Origin of the sequence: Novosphingobium lentum NBRC 107847 (assembly GCF_001590965.1) — a bacterium.
Classification (GTDB): domain Bacteria; phylum Pseudomonadota; class Alphaproteobacteria; order Sphingomonadales; family Sphingomonadaceae; genus Novosphingobium; species Novosphingobium lentum.
The window spans coordinates 96,522-118,942 of record NZ_BCTW01000016.1; the positions used below are offsets into that span (position 1 = coordinate 96,522).

General features: G+C 65.3%; 18 protein-coding genes and 1 tRNA gene. 8 read left to right on the forward strand and 11 right to left on the reverse strand.

Annotated elements, in window-relative coordinates:
* Positions 1-45: 45 nt before the first annotated feature.
* The 7 genes from dusB (at position 46) to hflX (ending at position 9,640) form a co-directional block, all read left to right on the forward strand.
* Complete coding sequence (gene dusB, locus NL2_RS14815; protein ID WP_068076464.1) at positions 46-1,062, forward strand: tRNA dihydrouridine synthase DusB; 1,017 nt, start codon at positions 46-48, stop codon at positions 1,060-1,062.
* Between the two features lie 16 nt (positions 1,063-1,078).
* Positions 1,079-2,200 (forward strand): two-component system sensor histidine kinase NtrB, encoded by a 1,122-nt coding sequence (locus NL2_RS14820; RefSeq protein ID WP_068076465.1) that lies wholly within the window; start codon positions 1,079-1,081, stop codon positions 2,198-2,200.
* A gap of 24 nt (positions 2,201-2,224) precedes the next feature.
* Positions 2,225-3,700 (forward strand): sigma 54-interacting transcriptional regulator, encoded by a 1,476-nt coding sequence (locus NL2_RS14825; protein ID WP_068076466.1) that lies wholly within the window; start codon positions 2,225-2,227, stop codon positions 3,698-3,700.
* Between the two features lie 100 nt (positions 3,701-3,800).
* The gene (locus NL2_RS14830) at positions 3,801-6,026 is read left to right on the forward strand and encodes a sensor histidine kinase (RefSeq protein WP_157083189.1); all 2,226 of its coding nucleotides are present in this window, start codon (positions 3,801-3,803) and stop codon (positions 6,024-6,026) included.
* 39 nt (positions 6,027-6,065) lie between these two features.
* A complete protein-coding gene (gene ntrX / locus NL2_RS14835) occupies positions 6,066-7,451 on the forward strand; it encodes a nitrogen assimilation response regulator NtrX (protein WP_068076467.1) in 1,386 nt (461 codons plus the stop codon).
* A 255-nt stretch (positions 7,452-7,706) separates the two neighbouring features.
* Positions 7,707-8,291 carry an RNA chaperone Hfq gene (gene hfq, locus NL2_RS14840; protein ID WP_174522621.1) on the forward strand — a complete coding sequence of 195 codons (585 nt, stop codon included), beginning with the start codon at positions 7,707-7,709 and terminating at the stop codon, positions 8,289-8,291.
* 11 nt (positions 8,292-8,302) lie between these two features.
* On the forward strand, positions 8,303-9,640 hold the full coding sequence (gene hflX / locus NL2_RS14845) for a GTPase HflX (protein ID WP_500797115.1): 1,338 nt from the start codon (positions 8,303-8,305) through the stop codon (positions 9,638-9,640).
* Between the two features lie 115 nt (positions 9,641-9,755).
* Here the strand turns inward: hflX and mazG are convergent, their stop codons facing one another.
* From mazG to NL2_RS14895, 11 genes are all read right to left on the reverse strand, one after another.
* Positions 9,756-10,577 (reverse strand): nucleoside triphosphate pyrophosphohydrolase, encoded by an 822-nt coding sequence (gene mazG / locus NL2_RS14850; RefSeq protein WP_068076469.1) that lies wholly within the window; start codon positions 10,575-10,577, stop codon positions 9,756-9,758.
* A gap of 75 nt (positions 10,578-10,652) precedes the next feature.
* Positions 10,653-10,823, reverse strand: a complete 171-nt coding sequence (locus tag NL2_RS21225; protein WP_157083190.1) for a hypothetical protein — start codon at positions 10,821-10,823, stop codon at positions 10,653-10,655.
* Complete coding sequence (locus tag NL2_RS14855; RefSeq protein ID WP_068076470.1) at positions 10,820-11,587, reverse strand: MBL fold metallo-hydrolase; 768 nt, start codon at positions 11,585-11,587, stop codon at positions 10,820-10,822. The genes NL2_RS21225 and NL2_RS14855 overlap by 4 nt, the downstream gene beginning before the upstream one ends.
* Complete coding sequence (locus NL2_RS14860; RefSeq protein ID WP_068076471.1) at positions 11,584-12,375, reverse strand: TatD family hydrolase; 792 nt, start codon at positions 12,373-12,375, stop codon at positions 11,584-11,586. The genes NL2_RS14855 and NL2_RS14860 overlap by 4 nt, the downstream gene beginning before the upstream one ends.
* Entirely contained in the window at positions 12,375-13,940 is a 1,566-nt protein-coding gene (gene metG, locus NL2_RS14865) for a methionine--tRNA ligase (RefSeq protein ID WP_068076472.1), read from the reverse strand. Before metG ends, NL2_RS14860 begins: the two co-directional genes overlap by 1 nt.
* A gap of 24 nt (positions 13,941-13,964) precedes the next feature.
* On the reverse strand, positions 13,965-14,930 hold the full coding sequence (locus tag NL2_RS14870; protein WP_068076473.1) for a DNA polymerase III delta subunit-related protein: 966 nt from the start codon (positions 14,928-14,930) through the stop codon (positions 13,965-13,967).
* Positions 14,927-15,565 carry a dTMP kinase gene (gene tmk, locus NL2_RS14875; protein ID WP_068076474.1) on the reverse strand — a complete coding sequence of 213 codons (639 nt, stop codon included), beginning with the start codon at positions 15,563-15,565 and terminating at the stop codon, positions 14,927-14,929. Before tmk ends, NL2_RS14870 begins: the two co-directional genes overlap by 4 nt.
* A complete protein-coding gene (locus tag NL2_RS14880; RefSeq protein WP_245647703.1) occupies positions 15,562-16,737 on the reverse strand; it encodes a D-alanyl-D-alanine carboxypeptidase family protein in 1,176 nt (391 codons plus the stop codon). The genes tmk and NL2_RS14880 overlap by 4 nt, the downstream gene beginning before the upstream one ends.
* 38 nt (positions 16,738-16,775) lie before the next feature.
* Complete coding sequence (locus NL2_RS14885; protein ID WP_068076475.1) at positions 16,776-17,771, reverse strand: septal ring lytic transglycosylase RlpA family protein; 996 nt, start codon at positions 17,769-17,771, stop codon at positions 16,776-16,778.
* Positions 17,755-18,816 carry a lytic murein transglycosylase gene (locus NL2_RS14890; RefSeq protein ID WP_068076492.1) on the reverse strand — a complete coding sequence of 354 codons (1,062 nt, stop codon included), beginning with the start codon at positions 18,814-18,816 and terminating at the stop codon, positions 17,755-17,757. Before NL2_RS14890 ends, NL2_RS14885 begins: the two co-directional genes overlap by 17 nt.
* 161 nt (positions 18,817-18,977) lie before the next feature.
* Positions 18,978-21,476, reverse strand: a complete 2,499-nt coding sequence (locus NL2_RS14895; RefSeq protein WP_068076476.1) for a TonB-dependent receptor — start codon at positions 21,474-21,476, stop codon at positions 18,978-18,980.
* Between the two features lie 319 nt (positions 21,477-21,795).
* Here NL2_RS14895 and NL2_RS14900 point away from each other — a divergent pair.
* A tRNA-Ser gene (locus tag NL2_RS14900) sits at positions 21,796-21,885 on the forward strand.
* Positions 21,886-22,421 lie beyond the last annotated feature (536 nt).

Consider the following 22,421-nt stretch of genomic DNA (forward strand, 5'->3'; position numbering starts at 1 on the left):
GCAATGCACTAAGCGACTGCCTGCTTTTTAGGCAGCTTTTCTCCCATGTCGAACCTTCCCGTGCCCCCCGTTCTTGCGCCGTTGACGATCGGCAACGTGCATGTCGCGTGCCCGGTGATCCTGGCGCCGATGACCGGGGTGACCGACCGGCCGTTCCGCACGCTGGTGCGGCGCTTCGGCTCGGGCCTCAACGTGACCGAGATGATCGCCAGCCCGGCGATGATCCGCGAAACGCGCCAGTCGCTGCAGAAGGCGGCATGGGACGCGATCGAAGAGCCCGTTTCGCTCCAGCTGGCGGGCTGCAATCCTTTGGAAATGGCGGAAGCGGCCAAGCTCAACGCCGATCGCGGCGCAGCGATCATCGACATCAACATGGGCTGCCCGGTGAAAAAGGTCGTCAATGGCGATGCCGGATCGGCGCTGATGCGCGACCTTCCGCTGGCCGCCGCGCTGATCGAGGCAACGGTCAAGGCGGTCGACGTGCCGGTGACGGTCAAGATGCGCATGGGCTGGGATCACGCAGCGCTCAACGCGCCCGAACTGGCGCGCATCGCCGAAGATCTGGGCGCGCGGATGATCACCGTGCACGGCCGCACCCGCAACCAGATGTACAAGGGCAGCGCGGACTGGGCTTTCGTGCGGCGGGTCAAGCAGGCGGTGTCGCTGCCGGTGATCGTCAATGGCGACATCTGCACGATCGACGATGTCGCGACCGCACTGGAGCAGAGCGGCGCCGATGGCGTGATGATCGGGCGCGGGGCTTATGGCCGTCCGTGGCTGCTGGGTCAGGTGATGCACTGGCTGGCGACGGGTCAGGAACGCGCCGACCCGACGATCGACGAACAATATCGTTTGATCGTCGAGCATTACGAAGCGATGCTGGCGCACTACGGTAGCGAAACCGGCGTGAAGATGGCGCGCAAGCACCTCGGCTGGTATACGCGCGGACTGCCGGGATCGGCCGAATTCCGCAACCGCGTGAACTTCATCGACGATGCGCGCGAGGTGCTGTCCAGCCTCAAGCGGTTCTACGTGCCGACGGAGCGGCGCGCGGCGGCATGACGCGGGCGCTGCCGGCGTGAGCGGACCCGCAGACTGGCGTCGTCCCGATGCCATCCGTCTGGTCGCCAGCCTGCCGATGGCCGTGCTGGTGCTGGGGCCCGATCTGGTCATCGCTTCGGCCAATCCTGCGGCCGAGCAGCTGACCGGGCAGGGCGCGCGGCGGCTGGTGGGCAAAGCGGTCGCGCAGCTGTTCTCGTTTCAGGAGCCGCTGATCCTGGAGCGTCTGGCCGATGGCGATGCCCAGTTGTTCGCGCGCGGCGCCGGGGTGCGGATCAACGACCAGCCGGTGCGTCGGCTTGACGTCATGACCGCGCCTGTCACCCATTTCCCCGGCTGGCAGATGCTCGTCCTGCACGAATCCGTCGGTGTCGAAGCGCTGAGCGGTGACGGAGCAGGTGCAGGCGGCGGGGAGGGCGTGGCCCTGCGCGCGCCCGAAGTGCTCGCGCACGAGATCAAGAACCCGCTCGCCGGCATCCGCGGCGCGGCACAGCTGCTGCACCGCAAGCTGGCTGGCGCGGAGCGCGCGCTGACCGAGCTGATCACCTCGGAAGTCGATCGCATCGCCAAGCTGATTGACCAGATGCAGTCGCTGTCGCAGCGCAGCGCCGAACCGGTGGTGCCGAGCAACCTGCACGAAGCGGTGCGGCGGGCGCAGGCGATCATCGCGGCGGGCCATCCGGCAGCGGTCGCGATCGAGGAGGAGTTCGATCCGTCGCTGCCGCCGGTGCTGTGCAATCCCGATGCGCTGGTCCAGGTGCTGCTCAACCTGCTGACCAACGCGCGCGAAGCCTGCGGCCAGCGCCCGGCGAGCCGCATCGCGGTGCGGACGCGGTTCGCCAGCGGCATCCAGGTCCATGCCGGGCCCGGCGGCAAGCCGTTGCGCCTGCCGATCGAACTGCGCGTGAGCGATAACGGTCCGGGCATCGACCCGGGGGTGCGCGATCATATCTTCGAACCGTTCGTCACCGCCAAGAAGCAGGGGCAGGGGTTGGGCCTGCCGCTGGTCCAGAAGCTGGTGCGCGACATGAACGGCCGCATCACCCATGATCGCGACGATACCAGCGGGTGGACCCATTTCCGCCTGCACCTGCCGATCGCCAAAGCCGACAGTGCCGGACTGAAGAAGGCCCGGCCATGAGTACAAAGTCATGAGCACCATGTCATGAGTAAACGCATCCTGCTGATCGAAGACGATGTCTCGATCGCGCTGGTGATCACCGCCGCGCTGGAAGCGGAAGGCTTTGTCGTCGACAGCAGCGACAGCATCGCGGGCCGCGATCGGTTTCTGGCCGGGGCATCCTACAAGTTGCTGATGACCGACGTGATGCTGGCCGACGGGGACGGGATCGATAGCCTGGGCGGGATTCGCGATGCGCATCCGGCGATGCCGATCATCATCCTTTCGGCCCAGAACACGCTGGATACGGCGGTTCGCGCCAGCGATACCGGCGCGTTCGAGTATTTCCCCAAGCCGTTCGATCTTGAAGAGCTGGTCCGGGCGGTTCAGCAGGCGATCGGTTCCGGCGCCCCGTTCGATGACGTTCCATCGGCCGACGATGTGACGCAAGCCCTGCCGCTGGTCGGCCGCAGCGCCGCCATGCAGGCGGTGTACCGGATGATCACGCGCGTGTTGCGCAACGACCTGACCGTGCTGATCCTGGGCGAATCAGGCACAGGCAAGGAACTGGTGGCCGAAGCGATTCACCAGCTCGGCAACCGCGCGACGGGTCCGTTCATCGCGGTCAACACTGCGGCGATCCCGTCCGAACTGATCGAGAGCGAGCTGTTCGGGCACGAAAAAGGCGCGTTTACCGGGGCGGTGGCGCGGCACGTCGGCAAGTTCGAGCAGGCGGGCGGCGGCACGCTGTTCCTCGACGAGATCGGCGACATGCCGATGCAGGCGCAGACCCGGCTGTTGCGCGCGCTGCAATCGGGCAAGATCCGGCGCGTGGGCGGGCGCGAGGAGATCGCGCTCGACGCGCGCATCGTCGCGGCCACCAACAAGGACCTGATGCCGCTGATCGCCGCCGGGCAGTTCCGCGAAGACCTGTACTATCGGCTGGCGGTGGTGCCGATCGAGTTGCCGCCGTTGCGCGACCGGCGCGACGATATCGAGGCGCTGGCCCGTCATTTCCTCAGCCGCGCGGCGACCGAGGGGCTGCCCCGGCGGCAACTCGGCGCGTCGGGCGCGGACCTGCTGTCGCGCCTGCCGTGGCGGGGCAACGTTCGCGAGCTGCGCAATTTCGTGTTCCGCCTGGCGCTGCTGGCGCGCGAGGACGTGATCGACGCGGCGACGATCGAACCCCTGCTGGTGGGCGAGGGCATCGCTCCACCGCAGCCAACGCCGAGCGGAGGGTTGCCGGTGCCGTCCGGTGGGTGGGCTTCGGTCGGCTCCGAGGAACTGCCAGACTTCGGTCGGGCGCTGACTCACTGGTTGGCGGCTGCCACGCCGCCGCACGGCCAGCTTTATGACACTGCGCTGGCGGCTTTCGAGCGCCCGCTGTTTGCCTTTGCCCTGGCTAGCACCGGCGGCAACCAGTTGCGCGCAGCCCAGCTGTTGGGGATCAATCGCAACACCTTGCGCAAGCGGCTTGGCGAACTTTCGATCAATCCGGACAGCTTCGTAACCAGAGTGTAGCATTCTCGATCCCATTGGCCGAATAGTACTTGCATTTTTGCAACAGGGCCGTTGTATATCGGCAACGATGGTCGATACGCAGATTGCAAATCCCAGGATAATGCGCGCGCGCCGATGGCCGCGCTGGAGCCGCAGGCTGCTCGTCTGGTCCCGACGCGCCAACGTTTTCGCGATGCTGGAATTCGCCGTCGCCGCGGTCCTGGCAATCATGCTCGTGGTTAGCTGGCTGGCGGTATCGTCCAGCGAAGGGCGGGGGCAGCTGCTGGCGTCGCGCCTCACCTCCAGCCTGCTGATCGGCACGCTGGTGCCGGCGATGGCGCTGATGATGCTCTACGGTCGGCGCATGGCGATCCGGCGCGCGGCGCTGAGCGTTGCGGGCACCAATGGCCGGTTGCACGTTCGCCTGGTCTGGCTGTTCTCGCTGATCGCGGCCATCCCGACGCTGCTGGTGGTGGTGTTCGCCTCGCTGCTGTTCCAGTCGGGCGTCGAATTCTGGTTCTCGGACAATTCGCGCGGGATGCTGGAGAACGCCAACAAGCTGGCGCAAGGCTATTATGAGCAGAACTTGCGCGATGTCGGCAACGAAAGCGTCGCCATGGCCGGCGACTTGCACGATTACCTCAACCAGGCGGCGATCAGCAGCCCCGAATTTGCCGAAGGCTATTCGTTCCAGGTCGTAAGCCGCCGGCTGAATGAATCGGCGATCGTGGAAAAGGGGCCTGACGGCACGTTGCGCACCGCCGCCATTGTCGATCCCGACAAGAACGACAATCGCGAGCGGGTTTCGCTCGACGAACTTCGTCGGCTGGAGGCGGGCGAATCGGTGGTGACCCATGCCAGCGCCCAGCGGATCGAGGCGGTCACCCCGCTCGATCGCGCGCGCGGGATCTACCTGTACGCCGCGCGCAATTCTGATGCGCTGGCCTTGAGTCAGTGGGAGCGCGCGCAGTCGGTGCTCAAGGCCTACGACATCCTCACGCGCCGGGCGCGCGCGCTGCAGCTGCGCTTCAACCTGGCCTTGTTCACGATCAGCCTGGCGCTGGTCGGGCTGTCGGTCTGGGTCGCGCTGCGCTTTGCCGATCGGCAGGTGGCGCCACTGGCAGAACTGGTATCGGCGGCGCGAACCGTGGGCAGCGGCAACTTCGCGATGCGCGTGCCGCAACACGGCGCGGTCGATGAAATCGGCCTGCTCAACCGCGCCTTCAACCGCATGACCGAACAGATCGAGGGTCAGACCCGTGCGTTGGTGGGCGCCAATGCCCAACTCGAGATGCGCCGCGCGTTCATCGAGGCTGTGCTGGAATCGATCACCGCCGGCATCGTCTCGATCGATCGCAACGGCGCGATCCGCCTGATCAACAGCTCGGCGCAAAAGCTGCTGCACGACCGCGAGCGGCCGGGTCCGCTGGGCATGACGCTGGGCGAACTGGCACCGCAGCTGGCGCAACTCGTCGCCAGCGGCCAGTCGGGCGGCGTGGTGCTTTACGCCAAGGACGCCGAAATGCTGACGCTCGCGGTGAAGATCGTGGCCGACGCCAACGGTCATGTGATCACGTTCGAGGACATCACCCGCCAGCTGCTCGACCAGCGCCGCGCGGCGTGGTCCGACGTCGCGCGGCGTATCGCGCACGAGATCAAGAACCCGCTGACCCCGATCCAGCTGGCCACCGAACGGCTCAATCGCCGCTACAAGCGCCAGATCACCGCCGATCCCGAACTGTTCGAGGAGCTGACCAGCACGATCATCCGGCAGGTCGGCGATTTGCGGAAGATGGTCGACGAATTTTCGTCGTTCGCCCGGCTGCCCAAACCCGTGTTCCGCAACGAAGACGCGAGCGACCTGGTTCGTCAGGCGCTGTTTCTGCAGGAAATCGCGCATTCGGAGATCGCCTTCAGTTTCTCGGGCGAGAACGCCGACGTCGCCGTCGCGTGCGACCGCCACCAGTTCGGCCAGGCGATGACCAATGTGCTCAAGAACGCGGTCGAGGCGGTAGAAAGCCGCGCCCGCGCCGAGGATGTCGATTTTCGCGGCAGGATCGCGGTCGGGCTGGTGGGCGATCGCGATTCGATCACGGTCACGGTGGCAGACAACGGCGTCGGGCTCCCCGCCGACCGCGACCGGATCCTCGAACCCTACATGACCACGCGCGAAAAGGGCACCGGCCTGGGGTTGGCGATCGTCAACAAGATCGTCGAGGAACATGGCGGTGAAATGGCGTTCACCACCCTGCCCGACGGGGGAACGCGCGTGACCATGCGCTTTGCCCGCGATCCGCTGACCCGCATGGCCGCCGTCGGCGACATTGCTCCGGCAGCTGCCGAATGACCAAAACACAATGACCGACTTTACCAATAGGACCACATCATGGCGCTAGATATCCTGGTCGTCGACGATGAGCGCGACATTCGCGAGCTCGTGGCCGGCGTCCTCAGCGACGAAGGTTATGGCTGCCGCACTGCGGGCGACAGCACGGCGGCGCTTGCGGCGATCGACGAACGCCGCCCCAGCCTCGTGCTGCTCGACGTCTGGCTGCATGGCAGCCCGATGGACGGGCTCGAAGTGCTCGATGCGATCAAGGCGCGCGAGCCCGAATTGCCCGTGATCATCTTCTCGGGCCACGGCAACATCGACACTGCAGTATCCGCGATCAGCCGCGGGGCGATGGATTTCCTCGAAAAGCCGTTCGAAGCCGAACGCCTGCTGCTGCTGGTCGAGCGGGCGACCGAGACCGAACGATTGCGCCGCGAAAACGCGCAGTTACGGCAGGGCTTTGCCATGGCGGATGAATTCACCGGCAACAGCTCGGCCATCAACCAGGTCCGCGCCACGCTGAAACGCGTGGCTAGCACCGGCAGCCGCCTGCTCATCACCGGGCCCGCCGGCTCTGGAAAGGAAGTCGCAGCCCGACTGCTCCACAGCTGGAGCCCGCGCGCGCAGAACGCGTTCGTCACGGTCAATTCGGCCCGGATCACCCCCGAACGGTTCGAACAGGAACTGTTCGGCGAGGAAGCCGACGGCAAGCTGGTGCGGGCAGGGCTGCTGGAAATGGCCGATGGCGGCACGCTGTTCCTCGACGAAGTGGCCGACATGCCGGCGTCCAGCCAGGCCCGGATCCTGCGCGTGCTGACCGAACAGGCGTTCGTGCGGGTGGGCGGCCATCGCCAGATCCGCGTCGATGTGCGCGTGGTGTCGTCATCGTCGCGTCCGCTGGAGCACGAGATCGCCGAACGCCGGTTCCGCGAGGACTTGTACTATCGGCTCAACGTCGTGCCCGTCGCGATCCCCTCGCTGATCGACCGGCGCGACGATATCCCCGCGCTGGTCGACCACTTCTTCGCCCGCTACGCCTCCGAACAGGGCGTGACGGCGCCGGGAATCTCGCCCGAAGCGATGGCGGCGATGCAAAGCTATGACTGGCCGGGCAATGTTCGCCAGCTGCGCAACGTGGTGGAGCGCACGATCATCCTCGCGCCGCGCGATCGCCTGGCGCGAATCGATTCCGACATGCTGCCGTCCGAGATCGTCAGCGGCCGTATGGGCGGCGACAGCACCGGATCGGCGCTGATGGGCGTACCCTTGCGAGAGGCGCGCGAGAACTTCGAGCGTGAATACCTCAAGGTGCAGATCCGGCGGTTTTCGGGAAACATTTCCAAAACCGCGAGCTTCATCGGGATGGAACGATCGGCGCTGCACCGCAAACTGAAGCTGCTGGGCATGGCGGAACGCCGGGAGGACGAGGAAATCGACTGAACCGCCCATTGTGCGGCAAGTGCAACCCAGCGGCACCGCTGACTTGCAATAATATCGTTATAAAACAGTTATATACTCCAGACACTCCGACGGCGGAGGGAGGGATTGTGGTCCCTGTCGCTTTTTCCAAGTTTACGCGCGGCGGATACCGCCATACAATCGCGTGGAACCCGGTCCCGAACGAAGCGTCAGCTTAGCGATGGGCCAGATCGCGATGTCCATAAGGGCATCGCCAAAAGCATGGAGTCACAACCAATGACCGGAAAGACGCTCACCGCGCGTCCTCGCGCCAAGCAAGACTCAGAACCTGCTGCGGAATCGGCTCCGTTGGCCATTGTGCCGCAAGCGTCGGGCGGCAAGCCGCAGAACTTGCAGGACTTGTTCCTCAACCAACTGCGCAAGAACAAGATTCCGGTGACGATGTTTCTCGTCAAGGGCGTGAAGCTGCAGGGCATCGTCACCTGGTTCGATAACTTCTCGATCCTGTTGCGCCGCGATGGCCAGTCGCAGCTGGTCTACAAGCACGCGATCTCCACCATCATGCCCAGCCAGCAGCTCTCGGTGGCGCACTTCGCCACCGGGCCCGAGGAAAACAGCCGCAAGGCGCGCCTGCTGCAGGAAGTGTTCCTGTCGAGCGTGCGGGATGCCGGCGTGCAGGTCACCATGTTCCTCGTCAACGGCGTGATGCTGCAGGGCAAAGTTGCCGCCTACGACCTGTTCTGCATGCTGCTCGAGCGCGAAGGCTACGTGCAGCTCGCCTACAAGCATGCCGTTTCGACCATTCAGCCGGCAAGCCATGTCGATCTGACCGGCGAATGGGACGGTGAGGACGCCAACTGACCGACGATGACATCACGCGCAGCCCCGAAGAGCTGCGCAACGAAGTTTCGCGCGGGGCCAGGGCGCTGGTCGTCCTCCCCGATATCCGTTCGCGCGGCGCCGGTTTCGGCGAAGATGCCGAATCGCGCCTCGAGGAGGGCAGGGGTCTTGCCCACGCCATCGGCGTCGAGGTGGTCGATTCGTTCATCCTGCCGATCCGCGCGGTGCGACCATCGACGCTGTTCGGCGAAGGTCAGGTCGAACGTATCGGCATCGCCGCGAACCAGTCCGACGCGGAACTGATCGTCGTCGACGGGTCGCTCTCGGCGATCCAGCAGCGCAACCTCGAAGACAAGCTCAAACGCAAGGTGATCGACCGCACCGGCTTGATTCTGGAGATCTTCGGCGAGCGTGCGGCAACCGCCGAAGGGCGGCTGCAGGTCGAACTGGCGCACCTCGATTACCAGGCCGGGCGCCTGGTACGCAGCTGGACTCACCTTGAACGCCAGCGCGGCGGCTTCGGCTTCCTCGGCGGGCCGGGCGAAACGCAGATCGAGGCGGATCGCCGGCTGATCCGCAACCGGATGGCGCGCATCCGTCGCGAACTTGAACAAGTGCGCCGCACCCGCGGCCTGCACCGCGACCGGCGCCAGCGCGCGCCGTGGCCGGTGATCGCGCTGGTCGGCTATACCAACGCCGGCAAGTCCACGCTGTTCAACCGCCTGACCGGGGCGGATGTCATGGCCGAGGACCTGCTGTTCGCCACGCTCGACCCGACGATGCGGTCGATCCGGCTGCCCGGCGTGGAAAAGGCGATCCTGTCCGACACGGTGGGGTTCATTTCCGATCTGCCGACGCAGCTCGTCGCCGCCTTCCGCGCGACGCTGGAGGAAGTGACCGCGGCCGACCTGATCGTGCATGTCCGCGATATCGCCAATCCGGCAAGCGCGGCGCAGAAGCAACAGGTCGAGGCAGTGCTGGCCGACCTCGGTGTCTATGGCGACGACGGTGTGCCGACCGTCCCGATCATCGAGGCGTGGAACAAGTGGGACCTGCTCTCACCCGACGAGCGCGACACCCGGCGCGCGGTCATCGCCGCTGACGTCCCCACGCTGCCGGTCACCCCGATTTCGGCCATGACCGGCGAAGGGACCGCCGAACTGCTCGACCAGATCGGCACGATCCTGACCGGAGAGGCGCGCGTGCACGAGATTGCGCTTCAGGCGGGCGACGGCCAAAGACTGGCGTGGCTCCACGCGCATGGCGAGGTCCTGTCCGAATTGCAGTCGGAAGATGCGAATGGCATGCCGCTTGTGCGCCTTAAAGTGCGGCTGACGCCGCGAGAGTTCGGGCGCTATACCCAACAATGAGGTGTGGTGATGTCGGCGACTTTTGCGGTTACAAAGGCGCACAAAGGGGTGCCGGATCGCCTGAATCACCCCGGTAACTGGATGATGTGGCGCTGTATGACTTTGTAACCGCGCTTCAGCCGGTTTCCCGCTCTGTGGCCTTGACCTGCTGCCATAGGTGCTCCTGCTCATCGAGCGTGAGCTGCCCGAATTCACCACCGGCCAGACGTTCCATGGCGCGGTAGCGGCGTTCGAACTTGGCGTTGGCGGCGCGCAAGGCATCTTCAGGCGCAATGCCGTAGCTGCGTACCAGATTGACGGCGGCAAACAGCAGGTCGCCGGCCTCCTCGATCCGCTCGGCCGGCGTGGTTGCCTCGGCCAGTTCCAGCGTTTCCTCGACCAGCTTGGCCGACGGTCCCGAGGGATCGGGCCAATCGAACCCGTCGCGCGCGGCGCGGCGCTGCAGCTTTTCCGCGCGCATCAGTGCGGGCAGCGCGAGCGCCACACCGTCCATCGCGCTGGACTGGCCGCGCGCCGAACGTTCGGCCGCCTTGAGCGCCTCCCAGCGTTGCTCGCGCGGTTCCGTCTGCGGTCCGCCATCGCCGAAGATATGCGGGTGACGCGCTTCCATCTTGGTGGAAATCGCCTGCGCCACGTCGACAAACGCGAAGTGACCGGCCTCTTCGGCCATCCTTGCATGAAACACGACCTGGAACAGCAGATCGCCGAGTTCATCCTTGAGCGACGCCATGTCGAGGCGCGCGATGGCATCGGCGACTTCGTAGGCTTCCTCGATCGTATACGGCGCGATCGAGCCGAAGTCCTGCATCCGATCCCATTCGCAGCCATGCGCGGGATCACGCAAGCGCGCCATGATCGCGAGCAGTCGCTGCAATGCATCTGCAGCTGCCGGAGAAGGACCGCTCGACAGCTTGGGGGAGTCGGCTGGGAATGCCATGTGCACGACCGTCAGTTGGGATTGATAATAAGTATTATGTAAAATAGCGGTGGACCGGATTTCGGCATTTCGCCACTACCAACCCATTTGCCGGAACACCAAAGCCGCCAGCAAGATGATCACCAGCCACGCGACTGCCATCCACGCCTTGGTCTCGAACCGCAAGTTGCGCGCGCGAAGCCCGGCGCCAACGATCACCAGCGCCATCACGATCCCCACGATCTGCAGCGCGCCATCCGCCGTCACGCCACGATCTCCAGACCATCGAAGCCCGGCTGGATGTGCGCCGGCAATTCCGCGCACAGCGTGGCATAGTCCATGCTCTTGTCGAGATGCGTCAGCACCGCGCGATCGGCCCGACAGGCTTCGACCAGTTCCAGCGCCATGGCGAGATGCGCATGCGTGGGATGCGGCTTGCGGCGCAAGGCATCGACCACCAGCACATCACAGCGATCGAACAGCGTGACCATCTCGGCCGTAATCTCGCTGAAGTCCGTTGCGTAACCGATTGATTTTCCGTCCTGTTCGAAGACGTACGCGGTCGACTGCGCCGGCCCGTGCGGCATCTGGCAGTGCCGTACGCCGATCCCGCCGACCATCCGCACCCGATCGAGATTGTCGAGCGCGACGATCGTCGGATAGCCGAACTGGCCCGCAAACACGTACCCGAACCGCTGACGCAGGCGCAGCACGGTTTCGTCGGCGGCATAGCCGGGCAGCGACGCGGTCCGCGCCATGCGGAACGGCCGCAGGTCATCGATGCCGTGGCAGTGGTCGGCATGGTCGTGCGTCCAGAACACGCCGTCGATCCGGTCGATCTCATTGGCGAGCAGCTGGTGCCGGAGATCGGTGGAGGTATCGACCAGCAGGCGAACCTCGTCCGCCCCTTCGACAATGATCGACACCCGCGTGCGGCGATTGCGCGGCTCGAGCGGATCGCATTCGCCCCAATCGTTGCCGACACGCGGCACCCCGGTAGAGGTGCCCGAACCCAGCATGATCAGCTTCACAACGCCACCTGCGGCGGCTGCGCCTTGGTGAACAGACGAAAGAAGTTGGCGCTGGTGGTCTCGGCCAGGTCCTCGCGCGACACCCCGCGCAACTGCGCCACAAATGCACAAGTGTCCGCCACGAACGCAGGTTCGCAGGGCTTGCCGCGATGCGGGATCGGCGCCAGGAAAGGTGCATCGGTTTCCACGAGCATTCGCTGTTCGGGCAATTCTCGTGCGATTTCCTGCAGATCCCTGGCGTTCTTGAACGTGACGATACCCGACAGCGAGATCGTCAGGCCCAGATCGAGCACGGTCCGGGCAAAATCGGCCGACGCGGTGAAGCAGTGGATCAACGCGGGGAACGCCCCCTTCCCCATCTCGTCCGCCAGGATCTCGGCCGTGTCCGCTTCGGCATCGCGCGTGTGGATGATCAGCGGAAGTCCGGTGTCGCGCGCAACCCCGATATGCATGCGGAACAGCGCGCGCTGCACCGCGCGGTCCGAGTGATCGTAGTAATAGTCCAGCCCGGTTTCACCAATCGCGATCACGCGCGGATGTGCCGTCGCGGCGCGCAATGCCTCGGCGCCGAGATCGGCGTGGGCGTCGGCTTCGTGCGGGTGGATGCCGACACTCGCCCAGACATCGGGCTCGGCCTCGGCGACGGCGACCACCGCATCCCATTCGCTCTGCCGCGTGGAAATGTTGAGGAAGCCGGTCACGCCCGCAGCGCGCGCGCGCGCCAGCACGCCCTGCTGGTCTTCGGCGACGCCCTTGTAGTTGAGGTGGCAGTGCGAATCGATCAGCATCAGGCGGATGCTTCCTCGGGCGGCAGTTCGAGGCGCGGGAAAGCGCCAATGGGCTGCGCCACGGCGAAGCCGCTCGCCGCCAAAGTCGCGAACCAACCCGCATCGTCGAGCGCGGCGAAATCGCGCTGGCTGACGGAAATTCCCATTTGATCGAGCAGCTTGTCGATTGAAGCTGGCACGACAGGGCGAACCGCGATCGCCAGCGTGCGGACGCAGCGGAACAGCGTCATCAGCACCGCCGCCATTCGCTGCGGATCGGTCTTGCGCAGCGCCCACGGAGCCTGCTCATCGACATACTGGTTGCAGGCGAACACGGCGCGCATCCAGGCATCGAGACCATCGCTGAATTGCAGCGATTTAAACGTCGTTTGGAGGGTCACGATATGGGCGCGAACCTCGACTTCAAGTGCCGTGTCAGCTTCTGCTGCAGGTAAATCAGCATCAAGTACCCCATACAGGTTCTTGAAAATCATCGACAAGCTGCGCTGCGCCAGATTGCCGAAACTGTTCGCCAGTTCGGCGTTGCAGCGCGTGACAATCGCTTCGGGCGAATAGCTGCCATCCTGCCCGAACGCGACTTCGCGCATCAGGAAGTAGCGGAGCGGATCAACGCCGAACCGCTGGGCCAGTTCGGTCGGATCGGTGACGTTGCCGAGCGACTTCGATTCCTTCTGCCCGCGGTTGAGCAGGAAGCCGTGGCCGAACACCTGCTTGGGCAACGGCAAGCCGGCGCTCATCAGGAAGGCCGGCCAGTAGATCGTGTGGAACCGGACGATGTCCTTGCCGATCAGATGCAAGTCTGCCGGCCACCACTTTGCGAACTCTGGCGTTTCGTCGGGAAAGCCGAGTCCCGTCAGGTAGTTGGTCAGGGCATCGACCCACACGTACATGACGTGGGCTTCGCTGCCCGGCACCTTGACCCCCCAATCGAAGCTGGTGCGCGACACCGACAGATCGCGCAGCCCGCCCGCGACGAACGCGGCCATTTCGTTGCGCCGGCTGTCGGGCTTCAGGAAATCGGGCTGGTCGCGATAAAGATCGAGCAGCGGTTGCTGGTACTTCGACAGGCGGAAGAACCAGCTTTCCTCGACGGTCCATTCCACCGGCGTGCCTTGCGGCGAAAGCTTTTCACCGTCGGCACCATCGACCAGTTCCGAGCCGTCGTAATACGCCTCGTCGCGCACCGAGTACCAGCCTTCGTAGCGATCGAGGTAGAGATCGCCGCTGGCCTCCATCCGCCGCCACAGCTCCTGGCTGGCGCTATGGTGCTGTGGCTCGGTCGTGCGCTGGAAAACGTCGTAGTCGATGTTGAGAACGGCGCACATATCGATGAAATATTGCGACATTTCATCCGATAGCTGTTTCGGCGTCACACCCAGCTCTCGCGCCTTCTGCGCCATCTTCAGCCCGTGTTCGTCGGTCCCCGTCTGAAAGCGCACGTCGCGGCCCATCGCTTTGTGGAAGCGGGCGATCACATCGGCGGCAATCGCTTCATAGGCATGGCCGATATGCGGCTTGCCGTTGGGATAGCTGATCGCGGTGGTAATGTAATAAGGTTCGCCCATGGGGCCTTTCGCATCTCGCTGGAGCTAGTTCGCCCCTTCCCTAGTCGGCGCCACCGATGCCAGCAACCCGCCGATTTCCAGCAGCAGCAAGCCGGGGTCGAAGTTGTGCGTCGGCACTTGCGCGGCGAGGCGCACCAGCGCGCCATGCGCCTCGATCAGTCGGGGTCGCGCGACGTCGCCCACCGTAAGCACGGCCTGCGCCACGGTCATCCGCGCAGCCTCGACCGCCGCGAGTTGCCGCTCGCGATCAGGACGCGCGCCCAGCGCCTGCGAGAGTTCTCCGCGCAGCGCCAGATCGGGATCTCCTTGGACCAGCAGCCTGGTGAACAGCGCTGACAGCGGGCCCAGCTTCTGTTCGGCAAAGGCGATAGCCTGACCCGGCGATCCGCCGGAAAACGCCAGCGCCGCCTCGCGTTCGCGCGCGTCGAGCCCGGGCACCGCGGTATCGAGCACGCGCGCCAGATCGGCGTCTTCGAGCGGCGCGAACCTCAGCACCAGGCAGCGCGAGCGGATGGTCGGCAGCAATCGCCCGAGGCGATGCGCGACGAGCAGGAAGAACGTGCCCTGCGGTGGTTCCTCCAGGCTCTTGAGCAGCGCATTGACCGCCGACTTCTCCAGATCGTCGGCGGCGTCGATGATCACCGCCCGGCGCGAGCCGAGCGTCGGGCGGGTTACCAGGCGGCGCTGCATCTGGCGGACCTGGTCGACCGTGATGTTGCGCTTGGTGGCGAACGGCTTGCCCTCGGCCTGTTTCTTCGCCTCGTCGTCGTTCGCCGCCAGCGGGGTCAGCACGTGGATGTCCGGGTGCATCTCGGGTGCTGGCTGGGGCAGGCCGGGTTCCGCCACCAACTCGGCCGCCGCCGCCACGGCGAACCCGGCCTTGCCGATCCCGCGCTTGCCCGCCAGTATCCACGCATGGTGCATCTTGCCCCCGCTGCGCGCGGCACGCCAGGCTGCCCACGCGGCATCGTGCCCGACCAGTGACGTCATGACGGCAGCATTCCTGCCAGTGCATCGAGGATGCGGCAGTGCACCGCATCGGCGTCACCATCGGCGGCGATGGCCGCGAACCGCCAAGGTTCCTCTTCGGCAAAGCGTCGGAACGCCAGTGCCACGTTGGCGTGATAGCCTGCGTCGCGGCCGCCGATACGATCGGCGTTGCCGCCGTCACGCAGCGCGAGCCGCCCGGCGGCCAGCGCCGGGTCAAGGGTGAGCAGCAAGGTCAGGTCGGGCAGTACGCCCACGCTGCCGATGCGATGGAGTTCGCGCACGTCGCTGTCGGCAAGGCCGCCGGCACCGCCCTGATAGGCCCGGCTGCTGTCGAGGAAACGGTCGCAGATCACCCAGCGACCCGCCGCCAGCGCCGGACGGATCAGCCGCTCAACATGGTCGGCGCGCGCGGCGGCGAACAGCAGGGCCTCGGCGCGCGTGCCCCAGCCCTCGCCTTGCGGATCGAGCAGCAGCTGGCGGATGGCTTCGGCCCCGGTGGTTCCGCCGGGCTCGCGGGTGACGACCACTTCAAGCCCGCGCCGTTCCAGTTCGCGGGCGAGCAGCCGCGCCTGGGTGGACTTGCCCACGCCTTCGCCGCCCTCGAAGGCGATGAACCGGCCGCTGCCCCCGCTCACAACCCGGCCAATGCGAACAGGCCGTTGCGCAGGCGATCGATCGCGCCGCCGCGACCGACGTCGTTGGCCGCCACCAGCGGCAGCGATGCGTCGGGCTGTCCGTCGGTGTGGACGACCAGCGTGGCCACCGGTTGCCCTTTGGCCAGTGGCGCCGTCAGCGGACCGCGATAGCGCACGGTCAGCCCGTAGCCCGCCCTGGTGCCGGTTGGCCGGACCGTCCGCAGATCGCGAGGTGCCAGCAGCCCAACCATGCGATCCGTGCCGCCCTGCACGCGCGCCTCCGCAACCTGTACCCCAGCGTTGAACAGTGGCTGCGTCTCCCACGCGGAATAGCCCCATTCGATGAAGGCGCGCGATTGGTTGCGGCGCGCCTCGAGCGTATCGAACCCCGCCACCACCATCAGCAAGCGCCGACCATCGCGTTCGGCCGAGCCGACCAAGCCATAACCGGCCTCGTTGGTGTGGCCGGTCTTCACCCCGTCGGCACCGGCGGTTACGCCATAGAGCGGGTTGAAGTTTTCCTGCGTCACGCCGTTGAAGGTCATGTCCTTGTGCCCGAAGAAGCGATGGTAGAGGCCCGGATGCCGGGAAATCAGCGCGCTGGACAGCGTGGCGAGATCGGCGGCGGAAACGTACGTGCGCCCGTCGTCGGGCCAACCGTTGGGCGTGTTGTAATGCGTGTCCGGCATGCCAAGGTGGTGCGCCGCCGCATTCATCAGCGTGGTGAAATGCGGTACGTCGCCGGCGATACCCTCGGCCAGCACAACGCAGCCGTCGTTGGCCGACACCGTCACGATGCCGCGCAACAGGTCTTCGACCGTCACGCTGCTGCCTTCGGCCAGGTTCATGCTGGTGCCCTTGCCATGCCATTGCCGCCAGGTTTCATCGCGAACCGGCATGGTCTGGTCGAGGCCGAGCCGGTGTGCGTCGATCAGTTCGAACGCGACGTAGGCGGTCATGATCTTGGTCAGCGACGCCGGAATGAACCGGCGCCGTTCGTCGCGCGCGAACAAGGTCCGGCCCGATCCCATGTCCACCATCAGTGCAATCGGCGCGGTCGTCTGGAATGCAGGCAGGGCCGCTCCCTGCGCGGGCGCGGTCATCGCCACGTCGGCGCGCGCGGGTGCGGCGGCGAGCAGCACCGCGAGCAGGGCTGGAACTGTCCTTGGCAAAATGCGGTCCCCGAACGTTGGCGGACCGTGACGCGCGATCAGGGCGCGGTCAGGATCCGGCTACCCGCATAGCCTTTGGCATGCGCCTTCGCCAGCGCCGCTTCGGCTTGGGCGCGCGAAGCGAACGGCCCCATGCGCACGCGCCACAGCTTTCCGACCGGGCTGATCGAGCCATCGACCGCTGCGGCAACGGTTTCGGCCCGCGCTTTCTCGCCGAACGCCGCCACCTGAACGTAAAGGCCGCGCTGCGCCGCTGCATGGTCCTGGACCGCAGGCGCGGGAGCAACCTTCGGCTCCGGAGCGGAGGCCACTGCTGGCCGAGGCGTTTCTACCGGCGACGATACCGGCTTGGGGGAGACCGGCTTTGCCGCGATGGGCGATTTGCCCTTCCCTGCCGGCTTGGCAGTTCCCTTCACCGGGGCATGGGCCACAGCCGGCACGGGCGTGGTCGGCGGCGCCACAGCAACCGGAGCGACGGGCCCGCCAAGTTTGCGCATCAGTACGTTGAGCAGGCCCTTGGGCGTTTCCATGCGCGCGGGCGCCTGCTGGCCGGTGCGCAGCAGCGCGCGTTCGATCTCGGGCGGGTTGACCCGCCGCACGCGAACCGGCGCCTTTGCGCCATCCGCCAGGCCGAGTTGCGCCCATGCCCCGGCCGACAGATCGATCAGGCGATCGCCGGTCATCGGCCCGCGATGGTCCAGACGGACAAGAACGGTCTTGCCCGAATCGAGCGCGGTCACTTCGACGTAGCTGGGCAACGGCAGCGTGCGGTGCGATCCGCTGATCGCCGCCCCGCCCTCGCCTTGCGCGGCATAGCCCACGGCATCGTAGTTGAGCGTGTCGCCGGGCGTATAGGTGACGCCGTCGACGACGAAGGGATCGCCCAGCACCATCGGATAATCGGCGGCCGGTCCGCCGGGGATCGCCACATCGGCAGTCTTGGGCGATCCGGCGAGGACCGGGGCGGCCACCATGGCCGATCCGGCAACGATCAGGGCAGCCACGGCGGCGGCCCGGTTAACGGCTGATTTCATCTGCAAGCAATCCCACGGACAGGGCGTAAAAGTTCGAGCAGTTATAATCGAGGATGACTCGATAATTTCCGGTTAGCAGATAACCAGTGCTGCCCTGCCCGTCGGGTTCGATCAGAGTCGCCTGCACAGTGTCCCCCGGCCACACCCCGCGCCGGGGCACCAGCCCCATCGCGCGCCATTCGCGCATCGTGCGCCATTTGCTATGCCGCGCAAACACTTGCGGGCAGCGCGGGCTGACCAGCGTGGTGACCAGCGAACCGCGATCGAGCCCGGCGGGGACACCCACCGCCAAGCCCCACGGCTCGCCCGGGCGCCATCCGGCATCGCGAAAATAGTTGGCGATCGAGGCCAGCGTATCGGCGCGATTGTTCCAGATGTCGGCAAAACCGTCACCATCGCCGTCCTGCGCCACGCGCAGATAGACCGACGGCAGGAACTGCGGATTGCCGAATGCACCTGCCCAGCTGCCGGTCAACCGGCTGCGCGGCACCCCGCGATCGACCATCTTGAGCGCCGCGACGAATTCGTCGGCGAACAAATCGCGCCGCCGGCCTTCGTAGGCGAGCGTTGCCAGAGAGCGCGGCAGGTCGAAATCGCCGGTATAGCTGCCGTAGTTGCTTTCATGCCCCCAGATGGCGAGCACGATCGCCCCCGGCACGCCATAACGCCGCTCAACCATCGCGATATCATTGCCGGCGGACTGATAGACGCGCCGCCCGCCCGCGATCCGCGCCGCATCGACATGGTTGCGATAATAGGGCGCGAAGGCGGGGATCGAACTCGACGGACCGCCGCCGGGCTGGGTGCGATCAAGCTCGATCACGCGCGGATTGAACGTGAGCCCGGCCGTCACCCGCATGATCGTGGCCTCGCTCACCCCGGCGGCACGGGCTTTGCCGCCCAGCTGCTGGAGAAAGCCCTGGAAGCCGGTATCCGCGTTGAGTTGGGAAACAGGGGCGTACTGCGCACTGGCCGGCGCACCGAGCACCACGGCCGCCAGGGCCGCAGTCGCAATGCGAAGTCGTTGCACCAGTTGGGAAACCATCACCATAACGCGACATTCGCACAGATGATGGGCCAAGGGAATTCACTAGCGCCGGAACGGTTATACAAATGCGGTGGCCGGAACCCGCCGCCAAAACACGAAGAAGGCCGCAGACGCCCGTGCGCCTGCGGCCTTCCTGCCTTCAGATCAGCCGCGGCCGATCAGAACTTCAGAGCAGCTTCGAACCCGAACGTGCGCGGCGGGTTGAAGTTGCCGTAGTCGCCCAGCACGCCGCCGTAGTTGAGGCTGCCGTTATTGGCGACGGTCGGCGAGGAGTTCGCAGCCGAACGACGGTAGATGTAGGTGGTGTCGAGCAGATTGCGCGCCCAGACCGAGAACGTGACCTTGCTATCGTTCTGCCCGACCGCAATGTCGGCCAGCGCCAGACGCCCGTTCATGACGAAGCTGGAATCTGCCAACACCGGCTCGTTCTGGAAGCTGTATGCCGACGAGGCATAGTTGGCGTCGAGGTGCAGTCTTACCGATGCGCCGTTGCCACCGATCGGCATCGAGTAGTCGGCAAACGCCGAAGCCGCGTTCTTCGGCGTGTAGACGACGTAGACTTGATACAGAACGTTGCCCAGGTTGGGGTTCGGCGTCGGCGGCACCTTGGTGTAGGTGTACGCGTAGGAAGCACCCAGGGTCAGGTTGTCGGTCGCCTTCACGGTAAGGTCGGCCTCGATCCCGCGCAGCTTCGATTTGCCCGGTGCGTTCGCGGTGTTTTCGGTGTGAAGATTGAAGGTCGGGTTGGGCAGTCCGTTGGACAGCGTCGGCGAAGTGTCGACGTTGTCGAAATCGGTCTGCGTGCCGGTGCGGTTCATGATGTAGCCCGCAAGGTTGAGCCGCGCACGATGATCGAACAGGTCCATCTTGGCGCCGATTTCGTACGCCTTGACCACTTCAGGACCGAACGCGAGGAATGTCGCCGAACGATCGTTGGCGCCGCCCGAACGATAGCCGGTCGAGTACTTGGCATACAGGTTGATGCCCGGTGTCGCCTGGATCGCGGCGATGACCAGCGGGTCGAAGCGGTTGGTCGACAGGTTCAGCGTGTAAGGCGTGGCGACGCCCGACACGAGGTACAGCGAACCGGTGCGCTTGTCGTGCGTGTAGCGACCACCGACCGTGAGGTGGAACGCATCGAACCCGGCCGGGGTAAACGTGGCCTGGCCGAACGCGGCGTAGCTCTTGGCAAACGCCTGGCTGGCGCGCTGCAGGAACTGCTGGCCGATGGCCCAGCCCTGGTTGCCCGAAGTGACCGGGCCGACCACCGTTTCGCTGTTGATGGTGTAGCCGGTACCGTCAGCGTTCCACTTGTTGGTCGATGGCGTGGCCGCCTGTTCCTGCACGCGCTCGTTGAAGTAGTAGCCGCCCAGGACGAAATCGACCTGCGGGATCGATCCGACCAGCTGAAGCTCCTGGCTGAACTGGCGCTGGTTGAGGAACGAAAGGCTATAGCGGCTGAAGTTGCCGTTCGGCGCGAAAATCGTGCGAGCCGGGCCGCCCGAGTTGTCCCACTGTTCGGTCGAGACAGTGCGCCAGGCCGAGATCGAACGTACTTCGATATCGGGCGTAAGCTTGTACTTGAGGTTGACCGAGGTGCCTTGGGTACGATCGACGCTGTACTGCTGCGGCACGCCGACCGGAGCGACAGCAAGGCGGTTTCCGCCCGTGGGCGTGATCAGAGGCGAAAGCGGGGCGATGCAGGGATTGGTGGTCACGCCGCTGACGACGACGTTGCACTTGGCACCGTTGAACGTCAGCGCATTGGCGTTCGCGGTATTATAGAACCCGACATTGTAGCCGTTGGGGTTATAGCTGATCAGCTGGCTGAAGTTCGGCGTATTCTCGTCCTTGGCCTTGTCATACGAGACCAACGCGGTGAAGCCTTCGAACGGGGTCCATTTGGCCGAAATGCGGCCGCCGACGCGTTCGTACTGGTTCCAGCCGGTCTGCCCGGCGAGCGGGTTCTTGACGGTGCCGTCCTGATGCTGCTCGATTCCGTCGATCTTGATCGCAAGGTTGTGGAACGCGGGCAGATCGATGTGGCCTTCGGCGCTGTGGCTGCCGTAATTGCCGACGCCGCCGATGAAGCGACCGTCGAATTCACCCGAGGGGTCCTTGGTCACGATGCTGACCGCGCCGCCTTCGGTGTTGCGACCGAACAGCGTGCCCTGCGGACCCTTGAGGACTTCGATGCGCTGCACGTCGAACAACGCGGCATTGAGGCCCTGCGAACGGGCGAGGTAGACGCCGTCGATGTAGACGCCGACCGGCGTATCACGCGCGGTCTGGTTCTGATCGAACGGCACGATGCCGCGGATGCCGACGGTCAGCGCCGACTGGCGGGCTTCGAACGTGGCAACGCGCAATGACGGCACGCCACCGTCAGCCAGATCGAGCAGGCTCTGGACGTGGCGATCCTTGATCGTGTCGGCGCTGAGCACGCTGATCGCGATCGGGGTCTTCTGCAGGTTGGTTTCGCGCTTGGTCGCGGTCACGACGATCTGGCCGAGGCCGCTATCGGCTCCGGCAGCATCGGCGGCAGCCGCTGCGGTCTGGGCGGGTGCGGCATCGGCGGCCCATGCGGGCGCGGCCGACATCGCGATGGTGGCTGCACCGGCAGCCAGCCCAGCGCGAATCACATTGAAACTGGTCATGGTAGTCCCTCACTTGATCGGACGTATTCGTCCGGGTCGAGCGGCGGGCTAGGGACGCAGCGATGCAGATTCGTGACGGACTGTCATTAAACCTTCAAATTCGAGCTCGAAAACGGCTGAAACGCTAAGTTTGCTAATTTTCCAAGGCGATCGTTCGCAGACGCACAACGTCAAACAACCGTCAATATAGGTGCAGTCTTGCGGCATTTTGACCATTTAGCGCGCGCTTGGTCGACCGCGATTCGGAGCCATCGTAACGCCGTGCCCGCAAACGCAGGTGACAAATCGCAGGCTCCGCGCTAGCCGCATTTCCCGGAGCGGACAGGTGGCCGAGTGGTTTAAGGCAGCGGTCTTGAAAACCGCCGTGGGTGCAAGCTCACCGTGGGTTCGAATCCCACCCTGTCCGCCAGGTCTTGTCCGCCTGATCCAGCCGAATTTTGCTCGAAACCGCGAGCGGCGATTTCGGGCAAAGGGCTTTTCCGATCATCCATGTCGGCTGCCCGCCGCTGATATAACTTCGGGCATCACTCCAATGCGCCGCTGTTATTGCCCTTTTGGCAAGTGTGGGCCGTGGCTGCTTCCGATATTGTCTCAGCGCCAATATGGCGAAATAGAAGGGGCAATTATATGAAGAAGCTCTTGTTCATTACGCTTCTTACGGTCGGCGCAGCAGGGGCTTCCGTTGCATTTGCCGCGCCGTTCACCGTTTTTCCCACGTTTGCCGAATGCAGAGCGGCAGCCAAAGTCGCGGTTCGCGCGGGCGAGACGGTCGTCGATTGTCATCTCGTCGATGGCGGTTGGACGTACAATCCCCCTCGGTGTCAGGACGGCCAGTGTTCGGCTGACTGAAAGCCACCCTGCAGCGATGCGTTGGCGTGCACTTCGCGCCGACGCATCGTCGTGCGTGGTTGGTTGGCGATCAAAGTGTTGCGTTCCGGCCAACAA

Excerpts from the sequence above, each read along its gene's own strand:
- dusB (WP_068076464.1), top strand. The coding sequence starts at position 46 with ATGTCGAACCTTCCCGTGCCCCCCGTTCTTGCGCCGTTGACGATCGGC.
- NL2_RS14825 (WP_068076466.1), top strand. The coding sequence starts at position 2,225 with ATGAGTAAACGCATCCTGCTGATCGAAGACGATGTCTCGATCGCGCTG.
- NL2_RS14830 (WP_157083189.1), top strand. The coding sequence starts at position 3,801 with ATGCGCGCGCGCCGATGGCCGCGCTGGAGCCGCAGGCTGCTCGTCTGG.
- ntrX (WP_068076467.1), top strand. The coding sequence starts at position 6,066 with ATGGCGCTAGATATCCTGGTCGTCGACGATGAGCGCGACATTCGCGAG.
- hfq (WP_174522621.1), top strand. The coding sequence starts at position 7,707 with ATGACCGGAAAGACGCTCACCGCGCGTCCTCGCGCCAAGCAAGACTCA.
- mazG (WP_068076469.1), bottom strand. The coding sequence starts at position 10,577 with ATGGCATTCCCAGCCGACTCCCCCAAGCTGTCGAGCGGTCCTTCTCCG.
- NL2_RS14860 (WP_068076471.1), bottom strand. The coding sequence starts at position 12,375 with ATGCTGATCGATTCGCACTGCCACCTCAACTACAAGGGCGTCGCCGAA.
- metG (WP_068076472.1), bottom strand. The coding sequence starts at position 13,940 with ATGGGCGAACCTTATTACATTACCACCGCGATCAGCTATCCCAACGGC.
- NL2_RS14870 (WP_068076473.1), bottom strand. The coding sequence starts at position 14,930 with ATGACGTCACTGGTCGGGCACGATGCCGCGTGGGCAGCCTGGCGTGCC.
- NL2_RS14885 (WP_068076475.1), bottom strand. The coding sequence starts at position 17,771 with ATGAAATCAGCCGTTAACCGGGCCGCCGCCGTGGCTGCCCTGATCGTT.
- NL2_RS14890 (WP_068076492.1), bottom strand. The coding sequence starts at position 18,816 with ATGGTTTCCCAACTGGTGCAACGACTTCGCATTGCGACTGCGGCCCTG.
- NL2_RS14895 (WP_068076476.1), bottom strand. The coding sequence starts at position 21,476 with ATGACCAGTTTCAATGTGATTCGCGCTGGGCTGGCTGCCGGTGCAGCC.